This window comes from Qipengyuania algicida (assembly GCF_009828025.1).
GTDB lineage: Bacteria > Pseudomonadota > Alphaproteobacteria > Sphingomonadales > Sphingomonadaceae > Qipengyuania > Qipengyuania algicida.
Map to the genome: position 1 here is coordinate 77,698 of NZ_WTYA01000002.1, position 24,210 is coordinate 101,907.

16 protein-coding genes are annotated in these 24,210 nt (G+C 60.6%); 6 read left to right on the forward strand and 10 right to left on the reverse strand.

Annotation, left to right across the window (positions count from 1 at the left end):
• The first annotated feature begins 23 nt into the window (after window positions 1-23).
• The 5 genes from GRI58_RS02770 to GRI58_RS02790 all read left to right on the forward strand — a co-directional run bounded on the left by GRI58_RS02770 (window position 24) and on the right by GRI58_RS02790 (window position 7,434).
• Window positions 24-1,235, forward strand: coding sequence for an acyl-CoA dehydrogenase family protein (locus tag GRI58_RS02770; RefSeq protein WP_160752050.1), 1,212 nt, complete (start codon window positions 24-26; stop codon window positions 1,233-1,235).
• 14 nt (window positions 1,236-1,249) lie between these two features.
• Window positions 1,250-2,320 carry an acyl-CoA dehydrogenase family protein gene (locus GRI58_RS02775; RefSeq protein WP_160752051.1) on the forward strand — a complete coding sequence of 357 codons (1,071 nt, stop codon included), beginning with the start codon at window positions 1,250-1,252 and terminating at the stop codon, window positions 2,318-2,320.
• The gene (locus GRI58_RS02780; protein WP_419957024.1) at window positions 2,316-3,572 is read left to right on the forward strand and encodes a serine hydrolase domain-containing protein; all 1,257 of its coding nucleotides are present in this window, start codon (window positions 2,316-2,318) and stop codon (window positions 3,570-3,572) included. The genes GRI58_RS02775 and GRI58_RS02780 overlap by 5 nt, the downstream gene beginning before the upstream one ends.
• A gap of 294 nt (window positions 3,573-3,866) precedes the next feature.
• Complete coding sequence (locus tag GRI58_RS02785) at window positions 3,867-6,593, forward strand: TonB-dependent receptor (protein ID WP_160752052.1); 2,727 nt, start codon at window positions 3,867-3,869, stop codon at window positions 6,591-6,593.
• Window positions 6,594-6,669: 76 nt separating this feature from the next.
• The gene (locus GRI58_RS02790) at window positions 6,670-7,434 is read left to right on the forward strand and encodes an SDR family NAD(P)-dependent oxidoreductase (RefSeq protein ID WP_160752053.1); all 765 of its coding nucleotides are present in this window, start codon (window positions 6,670-6,672) and stop codon (window positions 7,432-7,434) included.
• A 12-nt stretch (window positions 7,435-7,446) separates the two neighbouring features.
• Here GRI58_RS02790 and GRI58_RS02795 read toward each other — a convergent pair whose 3' ends face one another.
• The 10 genes from GRI58_RS02795 to GRI58_RS02840 form a co-directional block, all read right to left on the reverse strand.
• The gene (locus GRI58_RS02795) at window positions 7,447-8,958 is read right to left on the reverse strand and encodes an efflux transporter outer membrane subunit (protein ID WP_160752054.1); all 1,512 of its coding nucleotides are present in this window, start codon (window positions 8,956-8,958) and stop codon (window positions 7,447-7,449) included.
• Complete coding sequence (locus tag GRI58_RS02800) at window positions 8,958-10,556, reverse strand: DHA2 family efflux MFS transporter permease subunit (protein WP_160752055.1); 1,599 nt, start codon at window positions 10,554-10,556, stop codon at window positions 8,958-8,960. Before GRI58_RS02800 ends, GRI58_RS02795 begins: the two co-directional genes overlap by 1 nt.
• Before the next feature lie 3 nt (window positions 10,557-10,559).
• Window positions 10,560-11,732, reverse strand: coding sequence for an HlyD family secretion protein (locus GRI58_RS02805; RefSeq protein ID WP_160752056.1), 1,173 nt, complete (start codon window positions 11,730-11,732; stop codon window positions 10,560-10,562).
• A complete protein-coding gene (locus GRI58_RS02810; RefSeq protein ID WP_337190868.1) occupies window positions 11,729-12,358 on the reverse strand; it encodes a CerR family C-terminal domain-containing protein in 630 nt (209 codons plus the stop codon). The genes GRI58_RS02805 and GRI58_RS02810 overlap by 4 nt, the downstream gene beginning before the upstream one ends.
• Window positions 12,359-12,478: 120 nt before the next feature.
• Entirely contained in the window at window positions 12,479-13,558 is a 1,080-nt protein-coding gene (locus GRI58_RS02815) for a LacI family DNA-binding transcriptional regulator (protein ID WP_160752057.1), read from the reverse strand.
• The gene (locus GRI58_RS02820) at window positions 13,558-15,051 is read right to left on the reverse strand and encodes a tryptophan halogenase family protein (protein WP_160752058.1); all 1,494 of its coding nucleotides are present in this window, start codon (window positions 15,049-15,051) and stop codon (window positions 13,558-13,560) included. The genes GRI58_RS02815 and GRI58_RS02820 overlap by 1 nt, the downstream gene beginning before the upstream one ends.
• Window positions 15,052-15,056: 5 nt before the next feature.
• On the reverse strand, window positions 15,057-16,091 hold the full coding sequence (locus tag GRI58_RS02825; protein WP_160752059.1) for a cupin-like domain-containing protein: 1,035 nt from the start codon (window positions 16,089-16,091) through the stop codon (window positions 15,057-15,059).
• A complete protein-coding gene (locus tag GRI58_RS02830; RefSeq protein WP_160752060.1) occupies window positions 16,084-16,806 on the reverse strand; it encodes a SapC family protein in 723 nt (240 codons plus the stop codon). The genes GRI58_RS02825 and GRI58_RS02830 overlap by 8 nt, the downstream gene beginning before the upstream one ends.
• On the reverse strand, window positions 16,806-18,404 hold the full coding sequence (locus GRI58_RS02835; RefSeq protein ID WP_337190869.1) for a tryptophan halogenase family protein: 1,599 nt from the start codon (window positions 18,402-18,404) through the stop codon (window positions 16,806-16,808). The genes GRI58_RS02830 and GRI58_RS02835 overlap by 1 nt, the downstream gene beginning before the upstream one ends.
• A 74-nt stretch (window positions 18,405-18,478) precedes the next feature.
• Window positions 18,479-21,544 (reverse strand): TonB-dependent receptor, encoded by a 3,066-nt coding sequence (locus tag GRI58_RS02840; protein WP_160752061.1) that lies wholly within the window; start codon window positions 21,542-21,544, stop codon window positions 18,479-18,481.
• Window positions 21,545-21,712: 168 nt separating this feature from the next.
• Between GRI58_RS02840 and GRI58_RS02845 the strand changes: the two genes are divergently transcribed.
• Window positions 21,713-23,995 (forward strand): beta-glucosidase, encoded by a 2,283-nt coding sequence (locus tag GRI58_RS02845; RefSeq protein ID WP_160752062.1) that lies wholly within the window; start codon window positions 21,713-21,715, stop codon window positions 23,993-23,995.
• Window positions 23,996-24,210 lie beyond the last annotated feature (215 nt).

Below are 24,210 nucleotides of genomic sequence, written 5' to 3' on the forward strand. Positions count from 1 at the left end.
ATCCAAAACGAGGAGAGAGAGCCGTGGCAACCCAGCTGGACAGCAATCCGGCAAGCGATCTGGACAGCTTCCGCGACGAAGTGCGCCAGTTCCTCGCCGAGAATTTTCCCGCCGAACTCAAGGGCACCAACAACGCGCTGTCGAGCGTCGAGGGACCGACCGAGGAAAGTCCGGCACAGAAGCAGTGGCGCGAAGCGATGGGCGAGCGCGGCTGGGGGACCCCCACATGGCCCAAGGAATATGGCGGCGGCGGACTTACTCGCAAACAGGCGCGCGTGCTCGACGAGGAAATGGCCAAGGTCGGCGCCTATAACCCGATCGGTGGCATGGGGGTGATGATGTTCGGGCCGACCCTGCTCGAATATGGCAGCGAGGCGCAAAAGAAAGAGCATATTCCGCTGATCACCCGTGGGGAAATCCGCTGGTGCCAGGGCTATAGCGAACCCAATGCGGGCTCCGATCTTGCGAACCTGCAAACCTTCGCCGAGGACAAGGGCGATCACTACCTCGTCAACGGCCAGAAGACCTGGACCAGCGGCGGGCAATGGGCGGACAAATGTTTTGCCATCGTCCGCACCGATAAGAGCGACAAGCATCGCGGGATCAGCTTCATGCTGATCGACATGAACGCCCCCGGGGTCGAGGTTCGTCCGATCCAGATGATTTCGGGAATGAGCCCGTTCTGCGAAACCTTCTTCACCGATGTAAAAGTGCCCAAGGAAAACCTCGTCGGCGAGGAAGGTCAGGGCTGGACGATCGGCAAGCGCCTGCTCCAGCACGAGCGAACCAATTTGTCCGGCGGCGGCGCACTCGCGCGGCTGATGGGCACCAGCCTTGCCGATGTGGCGAAGAAATATGTCGAACTCGATGGCGATGGCGCGATTGCCGACAAGGTGTTGCGCGACCGGATCGCCGATTTCGAAATCCGCTGGAATTCCTTTCTCCTCACCGCGCGCCGCGCGACCGAAGAAAGCAAGGCAGCGGGCGGCGTTTCGGAAATCAGCTCGGTGCTCAAGAAGCTCGGCACCAAGCTGGGGCAGGAACGCGCCGAGTTGATCATCGAGATTGCCGGAATGCAGGGTCTTGGATGGGAAGGTGGCGGTTTCACCGAGGCCGAGCTGTCCGCCGTGCGCGCATGGCTCTTCGGCAAGGCGACCACGATCTATGGCGGGTCGACCGAAATCCAGAACAACATCATCGCCAAGCGCGTGCTTGGTATGCTGGACCACCAGTAAGGGAGCACGGGAAAATGGCAGTCCTCAACGAAGAACAGGAAATGCTGCGCGACATGGCGCGCGACTGGGCGACCAACAAAAGCCCGGTGACCGAATTCCGCAAGGTGCGCGCTGCGGGCGAACCGCAAGCCTTCGATAAAGGCGCGTGGAACACGATGGCCGAAATGGGCTGGGCCGGGGTCATCATCCCCGAAGCCTATGGCGGCTCCGACTTCGGCTGGCTCTCGATGGGGCTGATCGTGGAAGAACTGGGCAAGACGCTGACCGCCAGCCCGCTGGTCGCGAGCACGATTGCGGCAAGCGCGATTATCCTCGGCGGAAGCGAGGACCAGAAAAGCACCTGGCTGCCCAGGCTGGCGAGCGGAGAGCTGGTCGCAACGCTGGCGGTCGATGAAGGTCCGCGCCATGCACCGCATTCCTGTTCGACCAGCGTTTCGGGCGGCAAGCTGTCCGGGACCAAGGCCTTCGTCCAAGAAGCGCACGGGGCGGACCTGTTCGTGGTTGCGGCGAAGGATGGGCTGTATCTGGTCGAAAAGGGCGACGGCGTGACGCTTTCGACCCGCAAGCTGACCGATCAACGCAGCCATGCCGAGGTGACCTTCGATGGCACGCCTGCCGACAGTCTGGCGGGTGGTGGTGAAAGCCTGCTCGACGATGTGCTCGACCGTGCACGCATCCTGACTGCCTGCGAAATGCTGGGCATGGCGCAACAGGTGTTCGACACCACGCTCGATTATCTCAAGCAGCGCGTGCAGTTCAATCAGGTGCTGGCGACGTTCCAGGCACTGCAACACCGCATGGCGGACCTGTTCGGCGATTTGGCGATGATGCGTTCGGCGGTCGAAGGCGGGTTGCAGGCGCTCGACAGCGGCTTCGGCGTGGCCCGCGCTGCGACCATCGCCAAGTCGGAAGCCAACCGCGTGCTCCACACCATGAGTCGCGAGGGAATCCAGCTCCACGGCGGGATCGGCATGACCGACGAATACGATATCGGCTTTTACTTGAAGCGCGCCCGCGTGCTCGAAGCAAGCTGGGGCTCCAGCGCCTATCTGCGCGATCGGTTTGCAAAATTGGGTGGGTATTGACGTGACCGGAAAGACAGACGCGCCGGTGGCGCTGCGCGATGCCGCAGCGCTCGGCTTCGATCCCGAACGGCTGGCACGGATCGACCATTTCCTCGACGAGCAATATGTTGCGTCGGGGCGACTGCCCAATGCGCAAATTCTCGTCGCGCGCGATGGTCAGGCGGCTCATTACGGACATCTGGGCACCATGCGCGCCGATGGGACAGCCATGCGCAGCGATGCGCTGTTCCGTATCGCCAGCATGACCAAGCCGGTCACCTCGATCGCCTTCATGCAGCTGGTCGAACAGTGCAGGATCGCTCTGGAAGACCCGGTGACGCGCGTGTTTCCCGAATTTGCCGACCTCGCCGTCTACAAAGGCGGGGGCGGGTCGATCCCATTCGCGCCGGGCAAACCTGCCCCGCCGATGCGGTTCGTCGATCTGCTGACGCATATGTCGGGCTTCACCTACGGGCTGCAGAACCGCAACAACATTGATGCGGTCTATCGCGAGCATAACTTCGATTTTGCCCGCGACCATCTGGCGTCGGACGAGTTTGTTGCGCGCCTCGCAAAGCTGCCGCTGGAATTCGCGCCGGGAACGGGCTGGAACTATTCCGTCTCGACCGATGTCCTTGGCATCGCGGTCGAACGGCTGAGCGGAATGCGGCTGGGCGACTATTTCGCCAAGTATATCTTCGGCCCTCTCGGCATGACCGATACGGCGTTTGGTGCAACTGACGCCGACCGACTGGTCGATGCCTACGCCTACCAACCCGGCAAGCCGCCCAAGCTGGTGGACGCGGGCGCCAAGAGTAAGCTCAACCAGCCCGGAACCTTCGACAGCGGGGGCGGCGGGCTGATCGGCACGATTGCCGACTATCATCGCTTCGCCACCATGTTGCTCAACGGCGGAGAACTGGATGGCGCACGCATTGTCAGCCCCAAGACGCTCCAGCTGATGCGCACCAACCATTTGCCGAACAATGCCGATCTGACCGAGATGTCGAGCAGCCTGTTCTCCGAGGCGAACAACGCGGGAACCGGTTTCGGGCTTGGCTTTGCGATGGTCATCGATCCGGCAAAGACGCTGATGCCATCGAGCATGGGCGAATTCTACTGGGGTGGCGCCTATTCGACTGCCTTCTTCGTCGATCCGGTCGAGCGCATCACGATGGTGTTTATGACCCAGGTCTACCCATCGAGCACCTATCCGATCCGGCGCCAGCTCAAGACGCTGATCTATTCTGCGCTTACGCAAAGCAACGCATGATCGAAGACCGGTAAACAGGTTTTTTCCAGCAACTTAGCCATTGAATTGCCACAATTCGCGGACGTGATCGACGTGTTGGCCGGACTTGCATTGTGGCAATTTCGCAACTGACCAGGCCTGCCCCACAAGGCTAAGTCATTGATGCCGTAACGTCAGCTTGCACAATGCGAAACACGTGTTGCATTTGTTATGACCGCACTTGTCTCACCGTCTTGACGCAGGCCTCGCCAGACCGTCTAATTCGCGTGACTGACGCCGCTCCCCCGGCAGGACGTCAATCAGGAGAGGGAACCCATGAAAACCAGTTTACGCTACAGTTGCGCTCTGTCGGCACTCGTCGTTGCGTTTTCAGTTGCGCCGGCAATGGCGCAAGACACCGGCGACACTACCGCCGCGCAACAACAGGCGGATGCCACCACCACCGCAACCGGCGACGATCTCGCCGCCAACGACCAGACCGTGATCATCGTTACCGCACAGGGTCGCCGTCAGGCGCTGGCCGATGTGCCGGTGTCGGTCAATGCTGTCTCGGGCGACCTGCTCGAGAAATCGGGTGTCAGCGACATTCGCGAACTCAACCAGGTCGCGCCCTCGCTGCTGTTCTCATCGACCGGCAATGAAGCCAATGGTTCGGCGCGCATTCGCGGCGTCGGCACAGTCGGCGACAACCCCGGCCTCGAAAGCTCGGTGCCGGTGTTCATCGATGGCGTCTATCGCTCGCGTTCGGGCACCGCATTGAGCGAACTCGGCCCGATCGACCGGATCGAGATCCTGCGCGGTCCCCAGGGAACACTGGGCGGACGTAACTCGACCGCCGGCCTAATCAGCATCTACACCGCCCCGCCCGAATTCACCCTGTCGGGCTATGGCGCATTCACTTACGGCAATTACGACATGGTCAAGGGCGAGGCTGGCATCAACCTGCCCCTCAGCCAGACCATTGCGGCCCGTGTGGACGGCGTTTATCTCAAGCGCGACGGCTTCTATCACGACGTCGTCAACGACACCGACGTCAACAACAAGGACCGTTTCCTTGTTCGCGGACAGCTGCTGTTCGAACCGACGCCGGATATCAGCTTCCGCCTGATCGGCGACTACTCGGAAAAGAGCGAAGCCTGCTGCGCAGCGACCTTCGTGCAGCCAAGCTTCGCGCCGCTGGCACGGGTTAGCCCCGGCCTTGACCCGTTCACCCGTCCGACGGGCGGACCGGCGCTGACCAGCACTTCTAACCCGATCATACCGATTCTGCTAGGTATGGGGCAGGATCCCCGCGCGCTCACCCAAAGCACGTTCAACCGCGACATCTATGTTTCACCGGGACGCAGCTATGAGGGCAAAACCAAGGATTATGGGGTTTCGGGTGAACTCAACTGGAAGTTCGGTAACACCAAGCTGACCTCGATCACCGCCTATCGCGAATACTCGAACAATCAGGCATCGGATACCGATTACACCCAGATCGATATTCTTTATCGAGCTCCCGGACCGGACGCCGGTGCCCGCGAATTCCAGACTTTCAGCCAGGAAGTGCGCCTCAACGGTTCGGCTTTCGACAACAAGCTCGACTGGCTCATCGGTGGCTACTTCGCGCATGAAAAGCTGCAAGTTCGCGATAATCTGCGGTTCGGCAGCCAGTATGGCACCTTTGCCAACTGCCGCATCGCTCTTGCAATCAATCCATTGCTCGCCAATCCCAGCGCGGACAATTGCTTTGGCGCCAACATCGCCGCCCTGACAGGCGCAAACAACGGTGCCGGTGCGTTCGGACCGGCGACGCCGCTGATCGTGGCCGGGATCAACAATCTCGCCCAGATCAAGGATCTTGGCAGCACGCGAGATCTGTACAATCAGACCAGCGATAACTTCGCGATCTTCACGCACAATATCATCCATCTTACCGACAAGCTCGATCTGACGCTGGGCCTCCGCTACACCAACGAGACCAAGAAACTCAATGCGACCTTCGGTAACGACAACGTCTACTGCCCGGCCAATCGGCAATTGCTCAGCAGCCTGCTGACGACGCCGCTGGCAGGTCTAGCTGGGGGCCTGATCGGCTTGTCGTGTCAGGGCAACTCAACCGCAGAACTCAACGGCAAATCGATCAGCGACGAACGCAAGGAAGACGAGCTGACTGGGACCGCGATCCTGAGCTACAAGCCATCACGGGAATCGTTGCTCTATGCGTCCTATTCGCGCGGCTACAAGGCGGGCGGTTTCAACCTCGATCGCTCGGCCCTGTCGAACCCAGTGGCGCTCGACGCCAACAATCTGAATGTAGCCAACCTCCAGTTCGGGGCGGAAAAGGTCAACGCCTACGAAATCGGGTTCAAGTATTCGGAACGCAAGTTCACCTTCAGCATCGACGCTTTCCGTCAGGAGTTCAGCAACTTCCAGCTGAACACCTTCAACGGCTCGGTCTTCCTGGTGCAGAATATCAATTCTTGCGGCACTGACCTGTCTGCGACGGGAACCTGCTCACCCGACGACGTTAAGCCAGGCGTGATCTCCGAAGGTGTCGAGGTCGAAGGTTCGGTCAGCCCGGTCAAGGACTTCACCGTCACCATGGCCGTGACCTATGCCAACACGCACTACAAGAACAAGCTGATCGGTAACGACACCGGTGCGGCGCTCGATCCGGCCCTGCGCCTGCTGCCGGGTGACAATCTGTCGAATGCGCCGGAGATCACCGCGACGTCCTCGGTCAGTTGGACGCCGGAACTGGGCAGCAGCGGTATGCGCGGACTGGTGTTCTTCGATGCACGTATGGTCAGCGACTACAACACCGGTTCAGACCTTCTCTATGGCAAGGAACAGGACGGCTTCGTGGTCGTGAACGGACGCATCGGTGTGACGAACATCGGCGGCCACTTCTCGATCGAAGGCTGGGTCCGCAACCTGTTCGACAAGCAATACACGCAGGTCGCTTTCAACACGCCGTTCGTGGCTCCGCAACAGACCTACTCGGCCTTCCTCGCCGAACCCAGGACCTATGGTGTGACCGTACGCGGCAAGTTCTGATCGCCTGAACATTTGCCAATCCAGAGGCCCGGTGTGATAAGCATCGGGCCTCTTTTTTGTTTGCCGGAGCCACACCATGACCCTGTTCGACCTCAATGGAAAAACCGCCGTCATCACCGGCTCGAGCCGGGGGATCGGACGTGCGATTGCCGAACAGCTTGCTGCGCATGGGGCGCGGGTGGTCATCTCCAGCCGCAAGCAGGAGGTATGCGAGGAGGTTGCCGCCGCGATCAACTCCGAGCATGGCGAGGAACGCGCCATCGCGATCGCAGCGAGCATTTCCGACAAGGCGCAGCTTGAAGATCTGTTTGCGCAGACGGCTCAGCGCCTTGGCCCGGTCGACATCCTGATCTGCAACGCCGCCAGCAACCCCTATTACGGGTCAATGGATGGGATTTCGGACGAGCAGTTCCGCAAGGTGCTCGACAACAATATCCTCTCGAACCACTGGCTGATCCAACTCGCCCTGCCAGCCATGCGCGAGCGCGGGGACGGGGCGATCGTGGTGATCAGCTCGATCGGGGGATTGCGCGCCTCAACCTCGATCGGTGCCTATTGCATCTCCAAGGCCGCCGACATGCAGTTGGTGCGCAACTACGCCGCCGAGAACGGGCAGCACGGTATTCGGATCAACGCCATCGCGCCGGGATTGGTGAAGACCGATTTCGCCAAGGCCTTGTGGGACAATCCCAAGGCGCTGGAGGCGACCGAAAAAGCCTTGCCCATGCGACGCATCGGCGAACCGGTCGATATTGCCGGGGCGGCAGTCTACCTGTCCTCGCCCGCCGGGCGCTGGACCACCGGGCAGACGATTGTCGTCGATGGCGGCGCCACGATCTGACGCCGCCGCACGCTACTGAGCGTCGATCGGCGCCTGGGTGTCGACTTTCGTCTCGGCGTCGCTCGCCGGGCCTTTCTCCGACCAGCCACCACCCATCGCCTTGAACAGAGCGGCGGTATCCTGACGCAGCTTGGCATTGCTCGCAGCCAGGCTCTCCCGCGCCGAAAGCGCGGAGACCTGTGCGTTGATGAGCGAATCCTGCGCAACGAAGCCAGTCTTGTACTGAGCGGCAACAGCGCTCTCGGTTCGCTCCGCATCGCTCAGTGCGCTACGCAGTTGAGCATTGCGGGCTCGCTCTGCGCTGATCTGGGCCAAGGCGTCCTCGACGTCCTTGAGCGCGCGCAATACGGTCTTCTGATAAGCAAGATACGCTTGCTGGTCGTCTTCCTTGCGCGATGCGACGGTCGCCTTGCGCTTGCCCCAATCGAGGATCGGGAACATCGCCGAAGCGCTGGCCGTAGTCTGCACACTGTCACCTTGAAACAGTGAACCGAGGCTGGTCGATATAAGCTGGGCCAACCCGGTCAGGCTGAAGCGCGGATAAAGATCGGCAACAGCCACACCCACTTGCGCCGTAGCCGCTGCGAGGTTGCGCTCTGCCGCACGGACATCTGGCCGACGGCGCAGCAGATCGGAAGGCAGACCAGCCGGGATTTCCGGGGCAGGCCCAAGCTCGGCCTTGCTGTCGGCAAGCTCGGCAGACAGCGCATCCGGCCCCTTGCCCAGCAGTGTACCAAGGGCATGGATACGGATCTTCGCATCAGCCTCAAGCGGTTGCAGGCGCGCCCTTGTTTGCGTCAGGCTTGCACGCTGGCGCACCACGTCGATGGGTGGCTGAAGGCCAGTTTGCGCGATATGGGCCGAAATCTGGTCGGCGCGTTCGAGGTTGGCGATTTCATTCTTCAGGATCGCGATCTGGGCCTGGTCCAGACGATAGGCGAAATAGGCGTCAGCGACTTCGGCGGCCAGTGTGACTGCCGCGTCGCGCTGGTTCCAGACCGCTGCCTCCGTAGACGCGCGTGCTGCCTGCCTGGTACGGGTGCCTCGCCCGAACAGGTCGAGTTCCCAGCTGGCATCGAACCCGGCGGCATAGGTGGTGATGGAACTTCCCGGCAACGTAATCCCGCCAGCAGAGCCGCTGTTATCCGACGATCCGCCACCGAATGCCCTCGCCAGCTCGGAAAAGCCCGCGTTCTTGCTGAGATGGATATTGGTCGCACCGGCCTGTGCATCGACGGTGGGCAGGCCGATCGCGCGCGCCTCTATCTCCTGCAACCTTGCCTGCCGTACGCGCGATGCGGCGATGGCGATGTCCGGGTTGCCGGCGAGCGCGCGCTCAATCAGGCTGGTCAGCTCCGGATCGCCGAAAGCCGTCCACCAATGCGCCGGGTCAACCGTCGCTCCGCTGGGCTGCTGCTCGACGTAGCGCGCGGGAACATCGACCTTGGGTGCATGATAATCCGGCCCAACGGTACAGCCCGCCAGGGCGAGAAACGAAGCGGCAAAGGCGAATTGACGACGCATCAGTGCCCTACCCCCACCGGAGCGGAACCCGATTTCCCCGAGCGCAAGAAAAGGACAAGAGGCATGACAACAATCACCACGATCATGAGTGTGTAGAAAACATCGATAAAGGACAGCATGGTCGCCTGCTGCTGCACCTGCTGAGCCAGCACCGCCAAGGCTGTGCCTTGTGGATTGCCGGTACTGGCAAAGGCGCCCTGGGCGTTCTGCATATACTGCTGATATTCCGGATTGAGCGGATTGAGCTGGTACGTGAGTTCGGCGTGGCGCAATTGCATGTGGTTGGCGAGCACCACCTGCGACATGGAAATGCCCAGTGTGCCGCCAAGGTTGCGCGCCACGTTGAGCAGGCTCGATGCCTGTGCGGTCGATCTTTGCGCCAATCCCGTATAGGCTATCGCGTTGATCGGCACGAACAGGAACGGGAGTGCCGCCGACTGCATCATCCGCGCCAATGCTGCGTCCATGAAGCTGATCTGGGCGGTAAAATGGCCCATATGCCACAGCGCCAGCGCCTGCATGGCGAATGCGCCGCCGATCATGATGCGCACGTCCACCTTGCCTGTCAGGCGTCCGGCAATCGGAACCGCAATAAGGGTCGCAATCCCTCCGACCGTCAAGGCCATTCCGGCATCGAGCGCGCTGTAACCCAGCACCTGTTGGAGCATCTGCGGGATCAGCTGGGTAGTGCTGAACAGGATCATTCCGACCAACAGCATGATCGCCACGGTGGCGGCGAAATTGCGGTTCTTGAGCAGCCGCAAATCGATCACCGGATCGTCATGATTGAGCTCCCATATCACCAGTCCGATCAGCGATGCCGCCGCGACAATTGCGGAGAAGATGATCAGCGGGCTGGCAAACCATTCCAGTCGCTGCCCCCGATCGAAAAAGATTTCGAGAAATCCGAGGCCAAGAAACACTAGGATCACACCGACATAGTCGATCCGGATGCCCGTCTTGAGCAGTTCCCGACGGTCCTCCTGCACGGCTTCGGGTTCATCGACGAACAGCGTCACCAGTATCACCGACATGATGCCGATCGGCACGTTGATCAGGAAGATCCAGTGCCAGCTAGAATATTCGGTGATGAACCCACCCAGCGTGGGGCCGAGCACCGGCCCAACGACCACAACGATTGCAAAGGCTGCAAAGGCCATGCCTCGTTTTTCCGGCGGGAACGTATCGGCAAGGATCGATTGTTCGACCGGCGCCAGTCCGCCGCCACCGATCCCCTGAAACACGCGGGCGATCACCAGTGTCGTCAGATTTGGCGCAATTCCGCAAAGGAACGAGGACAGCGTGAACAACGTAATCGAGAACGTGAAGTAGCGTTTGCGTCCAATCACATTGGTCAGCCAGCCTGAGATCGGGATGACCACCGCATTCGCGACCAGATAGCTGGTCAGAACCCATGTCGCCTGGTCCAGCGAAATCGACAGTCCGCCCGCGATATGATCGAGGCTGACATTCGCGATCGACGTGTCGAGCACCTCCATGAAGGTTGGCAGCGAGATGATCGCCACCACCAGCCACGGGTTGATACGCCCCGCGGCGGAGCGGCTTGAATCCCACTCGTGATGGACGGCCTCAGCCATGGATCAGCGAACCTTTACGGTCGGGACGACCGACATTCCCGGACCGATCGGGTATTTGCTGGGATCGGGACCGTTCTTGGTATCGAAGGAAATCCGTACCGGCACACGCTGAACGACCTTGACGTAATTGCCGGTCGCGTTCTGTGGCGGCAGCAAGGAGAACGCTTGACCTGCACCGTGCTGAAACGATTCCACATGGCCGACGAATTTCACGTCCGGAAAGGCATCGACTGTGATCGACACCGGCTGCCCCACCCGCATGTGCTGAAGCTGCGTTTCCTTGAAGTTGGCGGTGATCCAGATGTGTTCGGGAATAATCGCCATAAGCTGCGTGCCCGGCGCCACATAGGAACCGACATTGACGCTGCGGTTGACGACCTGACCGGCAACCGGCGCCCGCAGTTCCAGATCGCCCATCGTGACCTGCGCCTGCTGGATTTGGGCCTTGCGCGCGGCAACGATTTGCTGTGCCGCCTGCACCTGACGCCGCGCCACCGTGATCTGAGCGTTGGCGGAGGCGACGCTGCGTTGGGCAGCTGCCGCCTGTGCGGCGGTGGAACGTGCCTGGGCCTGCGCCTGATCGAGTTGCTGGCCGGCAACCGCCTGCGGATCGAGGGCGAGGAGGTGCTTGTAGCGGGCGAGCTCCTTGGCAGCCTTGGCAGCCTCGGCCTGAGGTGCGAGCGCCTGCGACGCCGCTTGATTTCGTGCCGCGATCGCGGATTCGACCTGGGCCTGTGCCTGATCGACCTGCGCTTCTGCCTGGCGGGCATTGGCTTTTGCTTCAGCCAGTTGCGCTTCCGGTCCGCTGGGCTGGATCACTGCGAGCAATGTCCCGGCCTTGACGTGCTGGTTGTCGACCTGCGCGACCTTCTCCAGCGTCCCTGCCACCTGCGGCGCGAGCCTCACGATATGCGCATCGATAAACGCATCGTCGGTCGATTCATACTGGCGTGCGTGAAGGTAATACAGAATTCCTCCGATCAGCAGCACCGCCACCACGATGACAAGGATGATCCAGAAACCCCGACGCTGGAACAGCGGCTTCTTGCCGTTGCTCTTGCCTTCGCCGGAATCGCCACCCTGTTCAGTATCATTGGTCTGCGACTGGTCTGCATCGTGAGATGCGTCCTGCGCGGTGGTGTCATCACGATTTTCGGAATCGCTTGCAGAACTCATGCTGAAGTCTTTTCGTGTCTGGAGTGAATGTCGAGAATGGCGTTGGCGTTGGCGATGATGACCGCCTTGACCTGGTCGAGAACGTCAGCGTCGGCGAGAGTAGCGCCCAGCAAACGTTCGAAACTGGCACGTGAGGCACGAATGGCGATCGCCTGACCAATCAATGTCATCGCGATGATCCGACATTGGCGCAGATCATCGCTATTGGTTACGATGCACACCAGCTCGGTCAGCTTGCGCCACATCTTTCCCATCGGGCCATCGTAAATGTAGTCGAAGGCTTCGGTCGGGTTCATTTGCTCGCGCACGATAAAAAGCGCCTCGTTGGCCGACCGGCTGACCTTTTCGACAAACCTTTGCAAAAGCTGTTCGATGAGCTGGCGCGCTTCAGCCGGGTCGCGCCCGGCGATCACACCGTCGATATCCAGCCCTTCGACCACCATACTCATGCCGACTGCGATATGCTTGGCGGCGGCAACATACAGCCCTTCCTTGCCACCGAAGTGATAGGTGATCGAAGACATGGCAGTACCGGCCTTCGCCGCGATTTCGCGTGTCGAAGCGCCTTCGATGCCCTTGGCACCAAATTCGCTGATGGCGGTTTCAAGAAGGCTGGTATGAGTCACGCGGGGCCAACTAGTTCGTTCGAACGAACAAAACAAGTGGCTCAGAGAAACTTTTCCTTGAGACGCTTAACCTCGGCAGTGGTTCCGGCTGCAGTTCGGGGAAGCCGGACCTCTCGAAAGTCAGCTTTCTTGCGGTACGGCATTCCCAGGCGCGGCAGTCGAGTGACGCAGCGTAAGGCGTGCTGGAATAACAATCGGCTCCGTGGACTTGGATTTTTGTGGCTTACCCGCCTTGGCTTCGATCAGCAGGCGGATCGCTTCCGCCGAAACCTCGGCAATCGGCTGGTCGATCGCGGTCAGGGGTGGAACAGCCAGTCTCACCATCGGTGTATCGTCGAAACTCACCAGAGAGAGGTCGCGCGGGACGGCCAGCCCTCGCGCATTGGCTTCGCGCAGGGTGGCCAATGCCATCTGATCGTTGCTGGCGATGATTGCGGTCACGCGCTCACCGCGGTCGAACAGTCGACCTGCCGCTGCATGACCGGACTCAGCGCTGAAATCGCCCCATTCGAGCAAACCGCCATGCTCGAAGCCAAGCGATTCCATCGCCTTGCGCCAGCCATCCACACGCCAGCTGCTGATTGCATACTCTGGCGACCCGGCAATAAAGCCGATGCTACGGTGGCCAAGCTCGGCAAGATGCTCGGTCGCTAGTCGGGCGGCGCGTTCGTCATCCATGGTGAGCATAATGCCGGGCCTGTCGTCATCCACCCCAATCCGGGCCACCGCAATCTCGCGATCCTCCAGCAGATCGAGGATCTTATTGTTCTGCGAGTGAGGCGGCGTAAGAATGACCCCATCCGGCGAAAGAGCGGCAAGCGCTGCCGAAATCTCGCGCTCCACATGATCGGCATGGGTATCGATGAGTTCCACGACCAGGCGATAACCGGACGGCTCCCCGCCCATCACCGCTCCATAAAGCATCTGATCGATCCAGTCGGTGCCTTGCCTTAGCTGCCAATCCTCGATTGTGCGCGTGCGATCGTTCAGTGCGAGGATGAGATAGGATCGCGACCCGCCCATGCGCTGCGCAGCGATCGAGGGCACATAGCCCAGCTTCTCGATCGAACGCAGAACCTTGTCCTTGACCGCCGGTCGGACGTTTGGTTGCTTGTTGATGACCCGGCTGACGGTCTGGTGCGAGACCCCTGCATCCTCGGCCACGTGCCTGATCGTGACCGATCCCTTGCGCTTCGCCATCAGGCCGCCTCAGCCTGGCTGGCGCCGCAATACCGCGCCACATAATCGCCATGCGCGGGCAGAGAGGCGACTGTGTGTGCAACATCCTGCCGCAATCCACCGAGCAGGTGCGTCAGTTCATCCTCGGACAGCTTGCCCGCCACGGGATGGTAGGATTGCGGAATGATCCCCTGCCCCATCATGACCTGAACCCAGCTGTTTTCGGCGAATAATTCCTCATTCTTGCGAAACACCCGCCCGGTTTCGCGGAACAATTCGATCTTCTGCGCAAGCGTATCGGGGATCGGCAGGTCGGCGCACAATCTCCAGAATGGGCTGTCGCGCCTTTCGGTCGCGACGTAATGGAGCACCAGAAAATCGCGGATCTGCAGCATGTCGGTCATTTGCTGCTCGTTGAATTCAGCCACGTCGCGCTCGCTGATGCGGCCAGCCGGGAGCATCCGGATTACCCGCAGAACCGCGCGCTGGATCAGGTGAATACTGGTCGATTCCAGCGGCTCCATGAACCCGCCTGCCAGACCTATGGCGATGCAGTTGCGATACCATTGCTTGCGCCTTGCTCCGGCGCGGAACCTTAACCGGTTGGGCTTGGTCCTGACCGCGCCCTCGACATTGCCAAGCAGGCGTTCCTCCGCAGCGTCGTGGTCAAGATAGCCGCTGCAATAGACGATACCATTACCGGTGCGGTGTTGCAGCGGGATGCGCCATTGCCAGCCCGCATCATGCGTCATTGCACGCGTAAACGGTACCGGCGGCGCGATATTGTCGGTCTGGACTGCAATCGCTGAATCGCACGGCAGGTAATGCGTCCAGTCGTCGAAACCCGCGTGCAAGGCGCCTTCCATCAAGAGCGCACGAAACCCGGTGCAGTCAATGAACAGATCGCCTTCGATCCGCTTACCGCTGTCCAGCTGCAGGGCTGCGATGTGGCCGTTTTCGCCATCGAGTTCGACCTCGTCGATCCTCCCTTCAATTCGCGTCACGCCATCGCCTTCGGCCATGGTCCTGAGGAAGCGCGCATACAGCGTGGAATCGAGCTGGTAGGCGTAATTCATCCGCTCATTGGGCAGATGCGCGAACTTGCCCGCCATCGCTGCGACGAGTTCGAGGCAATAATCGTCATAGGGCTCGTCACGCCCCTGCGTCTTCCCGTGCATCCAGAAGTGCTGAAAGCCTGCCGACCAGTGATCGCGTCCGGTCACCCCGAATGAATGGAAATAGCGGTCGGTCCCGTCGCGCCAGCCATCGAACAGGATACCCAGCTTGAAGGTCGCCTGTGTCGCACGCATGAAATCGGCCTCGCTTATGCCGAGCACGCGATTAAAATTTGCCAGGGGCGGAATGGTGGATTCGCCAACCCCCACAGTACCGATGGCATCGGATTCAACGAGAGTGATCGCGACAGTCTTGCCCAACGTCCGCGCCAGCGCTGCGGCAGTCATCCAGCCAGCGGTGCCCCCACCGGCAACCACGATCCTTTGTGCAACCTGCATGGCGATCAGCCCTTCCCAAGCTGCTGTAGAATGAAATTGCGTATTCGCGATGCGCTTTGCGGTGTCAGTCGGTCGAGCACGCTGCGGGCCTTTTCAGGAATGTGCGCAGTCACCGCTTCGTCATTTTCGAACACGTAATAATCGAAAAGGTCGCGCCAGATACGCTTTTCTTCGTGTGGCAGGTCGCGGATCGAGAGCATTGCGTGGTTAAGCGCATCCTGCGGCTGACCCAGCCAGCGCGGTGTGTCGCGCCACCAGTAATTCATCAGCACGTTGAACGGGGCAAGACCTTCGACATGGTGCCACCACATCGACGGGATGAACAGCGCATCGCCTGGCTCCAGCTCGGTAATTTGAGCGTGCTGGAGCGCTTCGCGAAACCTTGGGAAGCGCGCAAAGTCAGGAGCATGGAAATCGACCATGCTGATCGCCCTGCCTGCCGGAGTGTTGTCGACCGGTCCGAGGTAGAGATTGCGGAACTGCTCTGGCGGGAACAGGGTAAAGCGCCGTCGTCCCACCGCACAGCAGGCGAGATTGTCAGGGAAGTCGTTGTGCGCAGCGATACGCGTGCGCGTTCCGATCCAGATACTCTTGAGCAGATCGCGGTCGCCGAGCGGGATCGGGTGATCCTCGTCCAGACCGTCAAAAAACTGGCGCGTATCGATCGACGCGAGATAGACCGCCGGGCAATCGGGATCGTTCTCGCGCACCGCCATCTGGCTGAAAATGTCGTCGAGCCGCCCGCGACCGCTACGGAAGTTCATCCCCATGGAATCGTCGTAGAACAGCCGGCCTCCGGCCCCGCTCTCGCCCAGCGAGACGGTAAACGGCACATCGCGCCGCTTCCGCAGCAGGTAAGCACGCGCATCGTCGGCTGAATTCAGACCGGCCCTGACCAACGGCCAATCCGCGACCAAGCCACGAACAACAAAGGGTTCGCGCGCCCCGCGCACGGCTTCATCGAGCGGGCCTGCCCCGGCGATCTCTCGCTCGGCTATCGGCGCTGCCTGCACCGCAATGTCGGGATCGGCCTCAGCCACGGTCCATCCGCTGCACCTTGCGCCGGGCAAGCGTCGCAAGGTGACCCAGCGAGGCCAGTGCCATGAAGATCGGCATCAAGTGACCTGCCTCATGCAATTCGGCCAAGGCGACGCTATCGAGCGAGCGCAAACGTTCTTCATCGATCGCGTGATAGCCGACGAGGCGGTTTGTCGCCCCGCCCTCCACCGGCACTTCGAATGCCATGGGCTGAAGCAGTTGATGCCGTTTCAACGCGTCGAAGAACGCTGCGCTGGCGCGGTATCCCTCGTCGAGTTCGCCGAGCATCGATGCGACTTGTTCGAGATAGGGGGTCGGCTGGCCATCCTCGTCAAAAACCCGCACGCCATCGGCATCGCTGTGCGCAATACGCGGGCTCGCCATATCGATATGCACCTGCCCCGGCCCGTCGCCGGAGGCATCGCGTCCGACGAGGAATGGCTGGATCGACAAAGCCAGGGGCCGATAGGTGGCCGTCCAGCCGCTCTCGCCAAGAAAGAGGTTTTCCCCGTCCTCAAGCCCGAACATCGCCAATGCGGTAAAACTATCGCGCTCGGGATTGAGGCGGAACAGGATCGGGAATTCACCCTGCACCCGGCGGAATTCGTCCGGAAAGGTAAGGCAGCCCATGACAGCATCGCCGAGATCGGCAGCGGCTTCGCTGCGCACCCGCAGGTCGCGATGGTCTTCGGCGGTCAGGATGGCGTGGCTGGACATCAGTGAGTGGTAACTTTCTGTCGTTCCGGGGGTGTCCCCAATGCATCGAAATAGGCGCGATTTGAAGGAAGACTTGCCAACAGGCTGCGCTCTCGCTGGTCGCGTTGGGCAGCGAGGGCGCGCACAGCACCGGGAGAAGAATGGCGCATCGGCGATGCGAGCGGCGGTACGAAGCCCATACCATAGAGGACATACTGCCAGCTCGCCGAGGGGAACACCTCGTCTATGGCAGAAAAATCTGCCGCAAGCGGCGGACGATCGTGCCACAGGTCGAGCAATTCGGCCAGACGCGCCGGGATGGTATCCGGATCGCGATGATCGCACCAATAGGGATCGATCCGGCGACTGAGAATATAATGGAGCTTGAGAAATTCGACGATGCGTGCCCAGCGGTAACGCATAAGCGCGTTGAATCGCCTGGCGCGGGGCACGAGTGCGGCGCGGTCCCGGGGGAAATCCTCAAGTAGCGCCTCCACTCCCAGCTCAACCATCACGATGGCGGAGGCTTCCAGAGGTTCCAGGAACCCCGCCGACTGACCGATCGCAAGGCAGTTACCTTCCCAGAAGCGCTCCCGATAACCTGAGCGAAACGAGAGCAGACGGGCTTCCTGTGCGCTTGCGGAACCTGTTCCGCCAGTGGCTGCCAGATAGGCATCCAATATCTCTCGTGCCTGCCCTTCTTCAACATGGCGTGACGAATAGACGCAACCCACACCGCGCCTTTCCGGAAGACCGATATCCCAGATCCAGCCCGCCTGATGCGCGGTAGCATTGGTCTGAGAAGCGAGCGGCGCGTCCTCCAGTTGGGGAACCTGAATGGCGAGCGCGCGATCGTTGAAAAGGATGCCACCGACATCTTCGAAGGGCACTTCGTACTCGCCCGAGATCAGCAAGGCTGCCGCGCCGGTACAGTCAAGGAACAGATCGCCTTCGATCCGCCCTGTATCGCGGGTGACAACAGCATCGATCATCCCGCTGCCTCCGCGCTCTACAGTGGTGACATGATCGCTGACATGCGTGATCCCGAGCCGCTCGACTCCATGCCGGGCCAGCAGGTGCGCAAACTTTCCCGCGTCAAGGTGATAGGCATAATTGAGCGCCCCGGCATAATCCGGCATCTGCCTTTGTCGCGGGGCGAGGTTACGCTCGCAAATGGCAGGCTGAGCGCTTGCCGAAGCCGCAAAGCCTGCGGTGCCGGGCGCACTGGCCCAGCGCATTACTGCATCGCGATCAGCACCGTATGGAGCTGTAAAAGGATGGTAATAGCGGTCATTCGCTCCACCGGTAGCCCAGCCATCGAAGCGTGTACCCTGCTTGAAAGACGCGCTGCACGCAGCAAGGAAATCGGCTTCGGCAAACCCGATCTTCTCCAGAGTGCCGCGCATGGTCGGCCAGGTCCCCTCCCCCACACCGATTGTCGGTATGTCGGGGGATTCGATTAGGGTGACGGAGACAGGGTCGTTGCATGCTGCATCGACACGTGAGGCGATCAGACAAGCGGCGAGCCATCCGGCCGTGCCACCGCCGACAACCACCACACGCCGGATCGGAGGCTCCCTATCCGGCGCGCCAGCATTCTTCTGTCCGCTTACGCTCACCGACTCCCCCGCAATGCAGCGTCACCCCTGCGCACCGGGTGCGATGTGCGGTGCGCAGGGGTGAACTCTAGGCGTCAGAACTTGTACCGCAAGCCAAGGCTGTAACGCGAGTAGCCCGGAGCCGCGAAGGTGACATTGTTGTCATTACGCATATGGCCGCGGCGATTGGCGTTGGTGATGTTGATGCCGTTCATGAATACCGAGAAGGCAGACGAGATGTCGTAGCTGGCGCTGACGTCGAACTGCCCATAGGCATCGGTATAGTACGGATCAGTGCTATAGCCCGACAGGAAGGCAGCACGCCAGTTATAGGCAATACGCGCCTGGATAGCGTTCTTTTCATAGAACAGAACAGCGTTGGCGCTGTCGCTGACCCCGGTGATCGCAAATTGCGTGGCCGTATAGCGCAAGGCGTTGTCATAAGTCTTGTCGCTGTTGACGACCGTGTAGTTCAGGATCGTGCCGAAGCCGGTGTTCCAGAAGTTGTGCTGAAGGGCAAACTCCCAGCCGGAAATATTGGCGACCTGATCGCTATTACCCGGCTGCGTGATGGTAAAGTCGAGCAACGGATCGCCCGCCTGCCCGATGATACCCACCGGCGTGCCGTTGTTATAGAACACTGCGCCCGGATAATTCGCGACGACATAGTCGAGAATACCCATCGGATCGGCCGGATCGGTACGCGCCGCGAACGGGGCACCCGCACCCAAAGCCGCGACCGCTTCCTGGAAAATCGCGCCCTGGCCGGGATTGGATAGCCCGAACAACGTCGAATTGGTGAACTGCGTCCCGATGAAGTCGCTTACCTGCTTGTGGAAATATCCCACCGACAGATAGCTCGACGGTCCGTAATACCACTCAGCCGACAGATCGATGTTCTTCGACTTGTACGGCAGAAGCCCTGGATTACCCGAACCAGCGGTACTGCCGCCGTTGATACGCGCCGGCGAGTTGACCGTGAAACTTCCGTTCATATCGGCATAGTTCGGCCGCGTAATCGTGTGGCTGTAGGATGCGCGCAGGGTCACGTTGCGGACCGGCGAGATATCGAAATCGATCGCCGGCAGCCAGTTATGATACTCACCACTTAAGGTGGTGAACTGCGTATCGGCCGATTGCAGCACGCCGATCTCGTTGTAGGACAATAGATATGTGCCGGTGTAAACCGGCGACAGCGACGTGCTTGACGTCTTGGTCCGCTCGTAACGCACCCCGGCCCGGAAATGGGTCAGCATATTGCCGATGTCGAACTTGAAGCTGACCTGGGCGTAGGGCGCCAGAGTCTTTTCGCGAATGTTGTTGTCGACCGAATATTCTGCGAGGCAATTGTCACCGCCGATAGGCGTCCCAGAAACCGGACTGCTGCAAATGCCCAGCTGATCCTGAAGGTAATTGGTGAGGCCCAGCGTATCGATTTGAAAATAGGTCGGCAGAATGCCTGGAGCCTGACCTCCATTCATATTGCCCAGATTGCCCGGAACGCTCGCCGGGATAAAAAAGCTGTCAGGCGTGTCGGCCGCGCTGAGCGTGCCACCCCAGGTATCGTTCTGAAGATAGCCATAGGCGGTGCGAACGGCATTGTCGGTCAGCGTGACGCCGAAATCGAGGCTTTCGATGAAGTTGGTGTCGAAATCGAATCCGCCACGCACCGAAAGCTGATTGATCCGGTCGCGCATGTAGGCGTTGTAGAACGCGTTGCCCGACGGACGGATGTTCGCGGCAGTAATCGCCGACCCGGGATACATTGAAACCGACATCACCGGCATGGGGGTAGTATAGTCGATCGTCTGGTCTTCAACGCCATAGATGGCCGTGCCCAGCGCCACATTGCTGCCCAACGGCGACGTGGGCTTGCTTTCCGCAGTCGAATGATGCGCATCAACCTCAAGCCGGAAACCTGCCGGGCCCTGCCACTTGATATTGCCGCCCAACGAACGGTTGATGTTGCGGTTCTTGGTGAGACTTCCGGTGATCGCGAGATCCTTGTTCTCGTTCTGCTGAAAATGCTCGGAATAGAACAGCGGACCCGCAACCGGACCATCGGTCCATGCGCTGCTGGTATCGTTGTGGTTGAACCAGACACCGATCGAATTGGTCCGCGCGTCGACGGTGTACTGCGAATAGGTGTAATCGAGAGTCGCGGTCAGCGAATCCACCGGACGGAACTGCAATACCGCCTGGCCATTGATTCGCTCACGATCGATATCGGTAAAGTTGTAGGCAGCATTCTGCGTGACCTGATAAACATCGTTGGGGCCGGGACGATTGGTGATATTGGCATAACGCGGATCCCCCGGCATCGCGAGAGAGCCCCAGTTGTTCTCCGACCCCAGATAGCCTTCGCGCCAGCCTGCGGAGAAGGTGTCGAGGCTCGCCTTGCGCCGCTGATATGCACCGCTCAGCAAGATACCGATCTTGTTATCCGCGAAAGTGTCACTGACGATGCCGGAGACTTCCGGCGTAATATCAAAGCCAGCGCCGCTTGTATGATCTTTGACCGACTTGACCGCGAGGCTGCCATGGAAGCCTGGCTTGTCGAGTGGGCGCGGGGTGAGGATATTGATCGTCGACCCGATGCCGCCGCTGGGCAGCGCCGCACGGCCGGATTTGTAGACCTCTACCGCCGCAATGCCTTCAGCAGCAAGGTTGGCAAAATCGAAGCTGCGCGAGGACGGCGGCTCTGTGCCGGGGCCGATATTCGAAGCGGGCATTTCACGCCCGTTGAGCAGGACAAGGTTGAACGCCGGGCCAAACCCGCGAACCGTCACATACTGCCCTTCGCCGTTTGAACGGTCAATCGACACGCCGGTGACGCGCTGCAGCGCCTCGGCAAGGTTGGTGTCGGGGAACTTGCCGATATCTTCAGCCGAAATCGCATCGACAACACCAAGCGCGTTGCGCTTCAAATTCATCGAGTCGCGCAAGCTGGCGCGCAGACCGGTGACGATAATTTCGTTGCCGGTCGAAGCCTTGTTCGCATCAGACGTTGCCGCAGGAGCCGGTGCCGGCTGGACCTGGGCGTCAGTGTCCGTCGAAGCCTGCGCATCCTGCGCCCAGGCGGCAGTCGATCCGGTGGCGATGGCGATCGTCGAAGCTGTGATGAAAGCGCGCGCGAACAGATGGCGCTTGGCGGTGCGCATAATCAAATCCTCCCCTGTTGACGCTTGAGCGCGTCAATTTGTGAACGTTCACTTGCGCGCAATAAAAACCGCTGTCAAGAAGGTGCCACAAGCGGACGGGGAGGGAATTGCCGATGCGCGACATTCTCGCAACACCTCTCTCTGGCACGCATTAAGGGAGAGAAAGTGATGAAGTTGCGCCTGCTCGGTTTTACCTCGATTCTGGCGATCGGTGTCTGCTGCACCCCGCTGCAGGCGCAAGAGTCCCCTGCCCCATCGACAGCTACGCCCGCCGCGGGCATGCCGGTTCAGAACGCGCCATCCGCCGCGCGACAGCAGGCAGACAAACTGGTCGCGCAAATGACGCTCGATGAAAAGATCTCGCTGGTCCACGGGCTGTTCCCACCCCTTGCCAACGGCAAGACCACGCATGAACTGATCCCGTCAGCCGGTCATATCGATGGTATCCCGCGTCTCGGCATCCCACTGGTGCGCGAAACCGATGCCTCGCTGGGCGTTGCCAATCAGGTCAATCAGCGTCCCGGCGATGTCGCCACTGCGATGCCATCGGGCCTGGCGCAAGCGTCAAGCTTCGATCCGCAGATCGCACATGAAGGCGGCGCGATGATCGGTTCCGAAGCGCGCGCCAAGCGCTTCAACGTGATGCTGGCGGGCGGCGTCAACCTGACCCGCGATCCGTGGGGCGGACGCAACTTCGAATATCTGGGCGAAGATCCGCTGCTCGCCGGCGACATGGCAGGCGCGCAGATCGCCGGGGTGCAATCGAACAAGATTGTTTCGACGGTAAAGCATCTTGCACTCAATTCGCAGGAAACCGGGCGCTTTCAGGCCGACGCGATCATCGGCGATGCCGCGATGCGCATGAGTGACCTGCTCGCCTTCCAGATCGCCATTGAAAAGGGCAATCCAGGCTCGGTAATGTGCGCCTACAACCAGGTGAACGGCACATATTCCTGCCAGAACGACTATCTGCTCAACAAGGTGCTCAAGCATGACTGGGGCTATCAAGGCTGGGTCATGAGCGATTGGGGCGCAGTCCACTCGACGGTGCAGGCGGCCAACAACGGACTCGATCAGGAATCGGGCGAAGAACTGGACAAGCAGATATTCTTCGGCGCGCCGCTGAAAGCCGCCGTCGAAGCAGGCAAAGTGCCGATGGCACGGCTTGACGATATGGTTGCGCGCTATCTGACAGGACTGATCGAAAGCGGCGCTTTCGACACGCCTGCGCCCGAGACGGTCCAGAAAATCGATTATTCCGCGCACGCCAAGGTCGCGCAAAAAGCGGCAGAAGCGGGTATCGTTCTGCTCAAGAACGAGGGCGATCTGCTGCCGTTCGCGTCAAACGCAAAACGCATCGCGGTGATCGGCGGTCATGCTGATGTCGGAGTGCTGTCGGGCGGCGGGTCAAGCCAAGTGCGCTCGGTCGGCGGCGTTCCCATCGAAGTGCCCATCGGAACCGGCCCGGCGGCCAGCTTCGTGCGGATCACCTACCACGATTCCTCGCCGCTCAAGGCGCTGCGAAAGGCGATGCCGAACGCAACGATCACCTTCACCGACCAGCGTGATGTCGCTGGCGCTCGCAAGGCCGCAGCCGAGGCGGACATCGCAATCGTGTTTGCGCCACAATGGACCAGTGAGGCGATTGACGCGCCCAATCTTGACCTGCCGTATCACGGTGATGCGCTGATCGATGCCGTGGTATCCGCCAATCCCAAGACGGTTGTGGTGCTGGAAACCAGCGGCCCCGTGCTGATGCCGTGGATCGACAAGGTCCCCGCCGTGGTCGAGGCGTGGTATCCCGGCCAGCGCGGGGGTGAAGCGATTGCCAATGTCCTGACCGGCAAGGTTAACCCATCAGGCCATTTGCCGATTACTTTCCCGCGTTCAGCCGAACAGGCCCCGCGCCCCGAGCCGGTCGATTACGCGCGAATTCAGGCACTCGATGCCAAGGCCACCGCCGATCCTGAAAATGCGGCAAAATACCAGCCGCCAATCTTTCCGATCCATTATATCGAAGGCGCGAACGTCGGCTATCGCTGGTACGAGCTGAAGGGCGAAAAACCGCTGTTTCCGTTCGGCTATGGCCTGAGCTACACGAGCTTTGCCTACGCTCATCCGCAGGTGACCGGCGGCAAGACGCTGACTGTCAGTTTCGACGTGACCAATACCGGCGGTCGCGCAGGATCGGATGTCGCGCAGGTCTATGTCACACGCAAGGGATCGGGTGAACCGATGCGGCTGGCCGCATTCCAGCGCCTCTCGCTCAAGCCCGGCGAGACGCGCCGCGTGACATTGACCGCAGAGCCGCGGATTGTTGCCGATTATGACACATCGCTGCCCGGTTGGCGGATTGCGGACGGCACATACCAGATCGCCATCGCCCACGATGCCGAAGACCGCGCCATGGTCGTGGAAACACAGCTCGACCCGGCGACCATGCGGCCCTGAGCCAAGAGTGACTGGCGGGACGCGGTGCGTCTCGCCAGCACCGTCAACAATATCGCTGCGACAAGCGATAGCACGGCAGGTATCGCCAGCATCGCTGGGAAACCAAAGGTCGGGATCAGCGTCAGCGCGAAGATCGGCATGACAATTGACGGGATCGTGTTGGTAAGGTTGAAAAACCCCAGATCCCGTCCCCACCGCAGAAGCCCACGCAGGGT

What these genes read in the sequence shown, in the direction of transcription:
- GRI58_RS02775 (WP_160752051.1), top strand. Translation starts at nt 1,250, where the DNA reads ATGGCAGTCCTCAACGAAGAACAGGAAATGCTGCGCGACATGGCGCGC.
- GRI58_RS02785 (WP_160752052.1), top strand. Translation starts at nt 3,867, where the DNA reads ATGAAAACCAGTTTACGCTACAGTTGCGCTCTGTCGGCACTCGTCGTT.
- GRI58_RS02790 (WP_160752053.1), top strand. Translation starts at nt 6,670, where the DNA reads ATGACCCTGTTCGACCTCAATGGAAAAACCGCCGTCATCACCGGCTCG.
- GRI58_RS02795 (WP_160752054.1), bottom strand. Translation starts at nt 8,958, where the DNA reads ATGCGTCGTCAATTCGCCTTTGCCGCTTCGTTTCTCGCCCTGGCGGGC.
- GRI58_RS02800 (WP_160752055.1), bottom strand. Translation starts at nt 10,556, where the DNA reads ATGGCTGAGGCCGTCCATCACGAGTGGGATTCAAGCCGCTCCGCCGCG.
- GRI58_RS02805 (WP_160752056.1), bottom strand. Translation starts at nt 11,732, where the DNA reads ATGAGTTCTGCAAGCGATTCCGAAAATCGTGATGACACCACCGCGCAG.
- GRI58_RS02815 (WP_160752057.1), bottom strand. Translation starts at nt 13,558, where the DNA reads ATGGCGAAGCGCAAGGGATCGGTCACGATCAGGCACGTGGCCGAGGAT.
- GRI58_RS02820 (WP_160752058.1), bottom strand. Translation starts at nt 15,051, where the DNA reads ATGCAGGTTGCACAAAGGATCGTGGTTGCCGGTGGGGGCACCGCTGGC.
- GRI58_RS02830 (WP_160752060.1), bottom strand. Translation starts at nt 16,806, where the DNA reads ATGTCCAGCCACGCCATCCTGACCGCCGAAGACCATCGCGACCTGCGG.
- GRI58_RS02840 (WP_160752061.1), bottom strand. Translation starts at nt 21,544, where the DNA reads ATGCGCACCGCCAAGCGCCATCTGTTCGCGCGCGCTTTCATCACAGCT.
- GRI58_RS02845 (WP_160752062.1), top strand. Translation starts at nt 21,713, where the DNA reads ATGAAGTTGCGCCTGCTCGGTTTTACCTCGATTCTGGCGATCGGTGTC.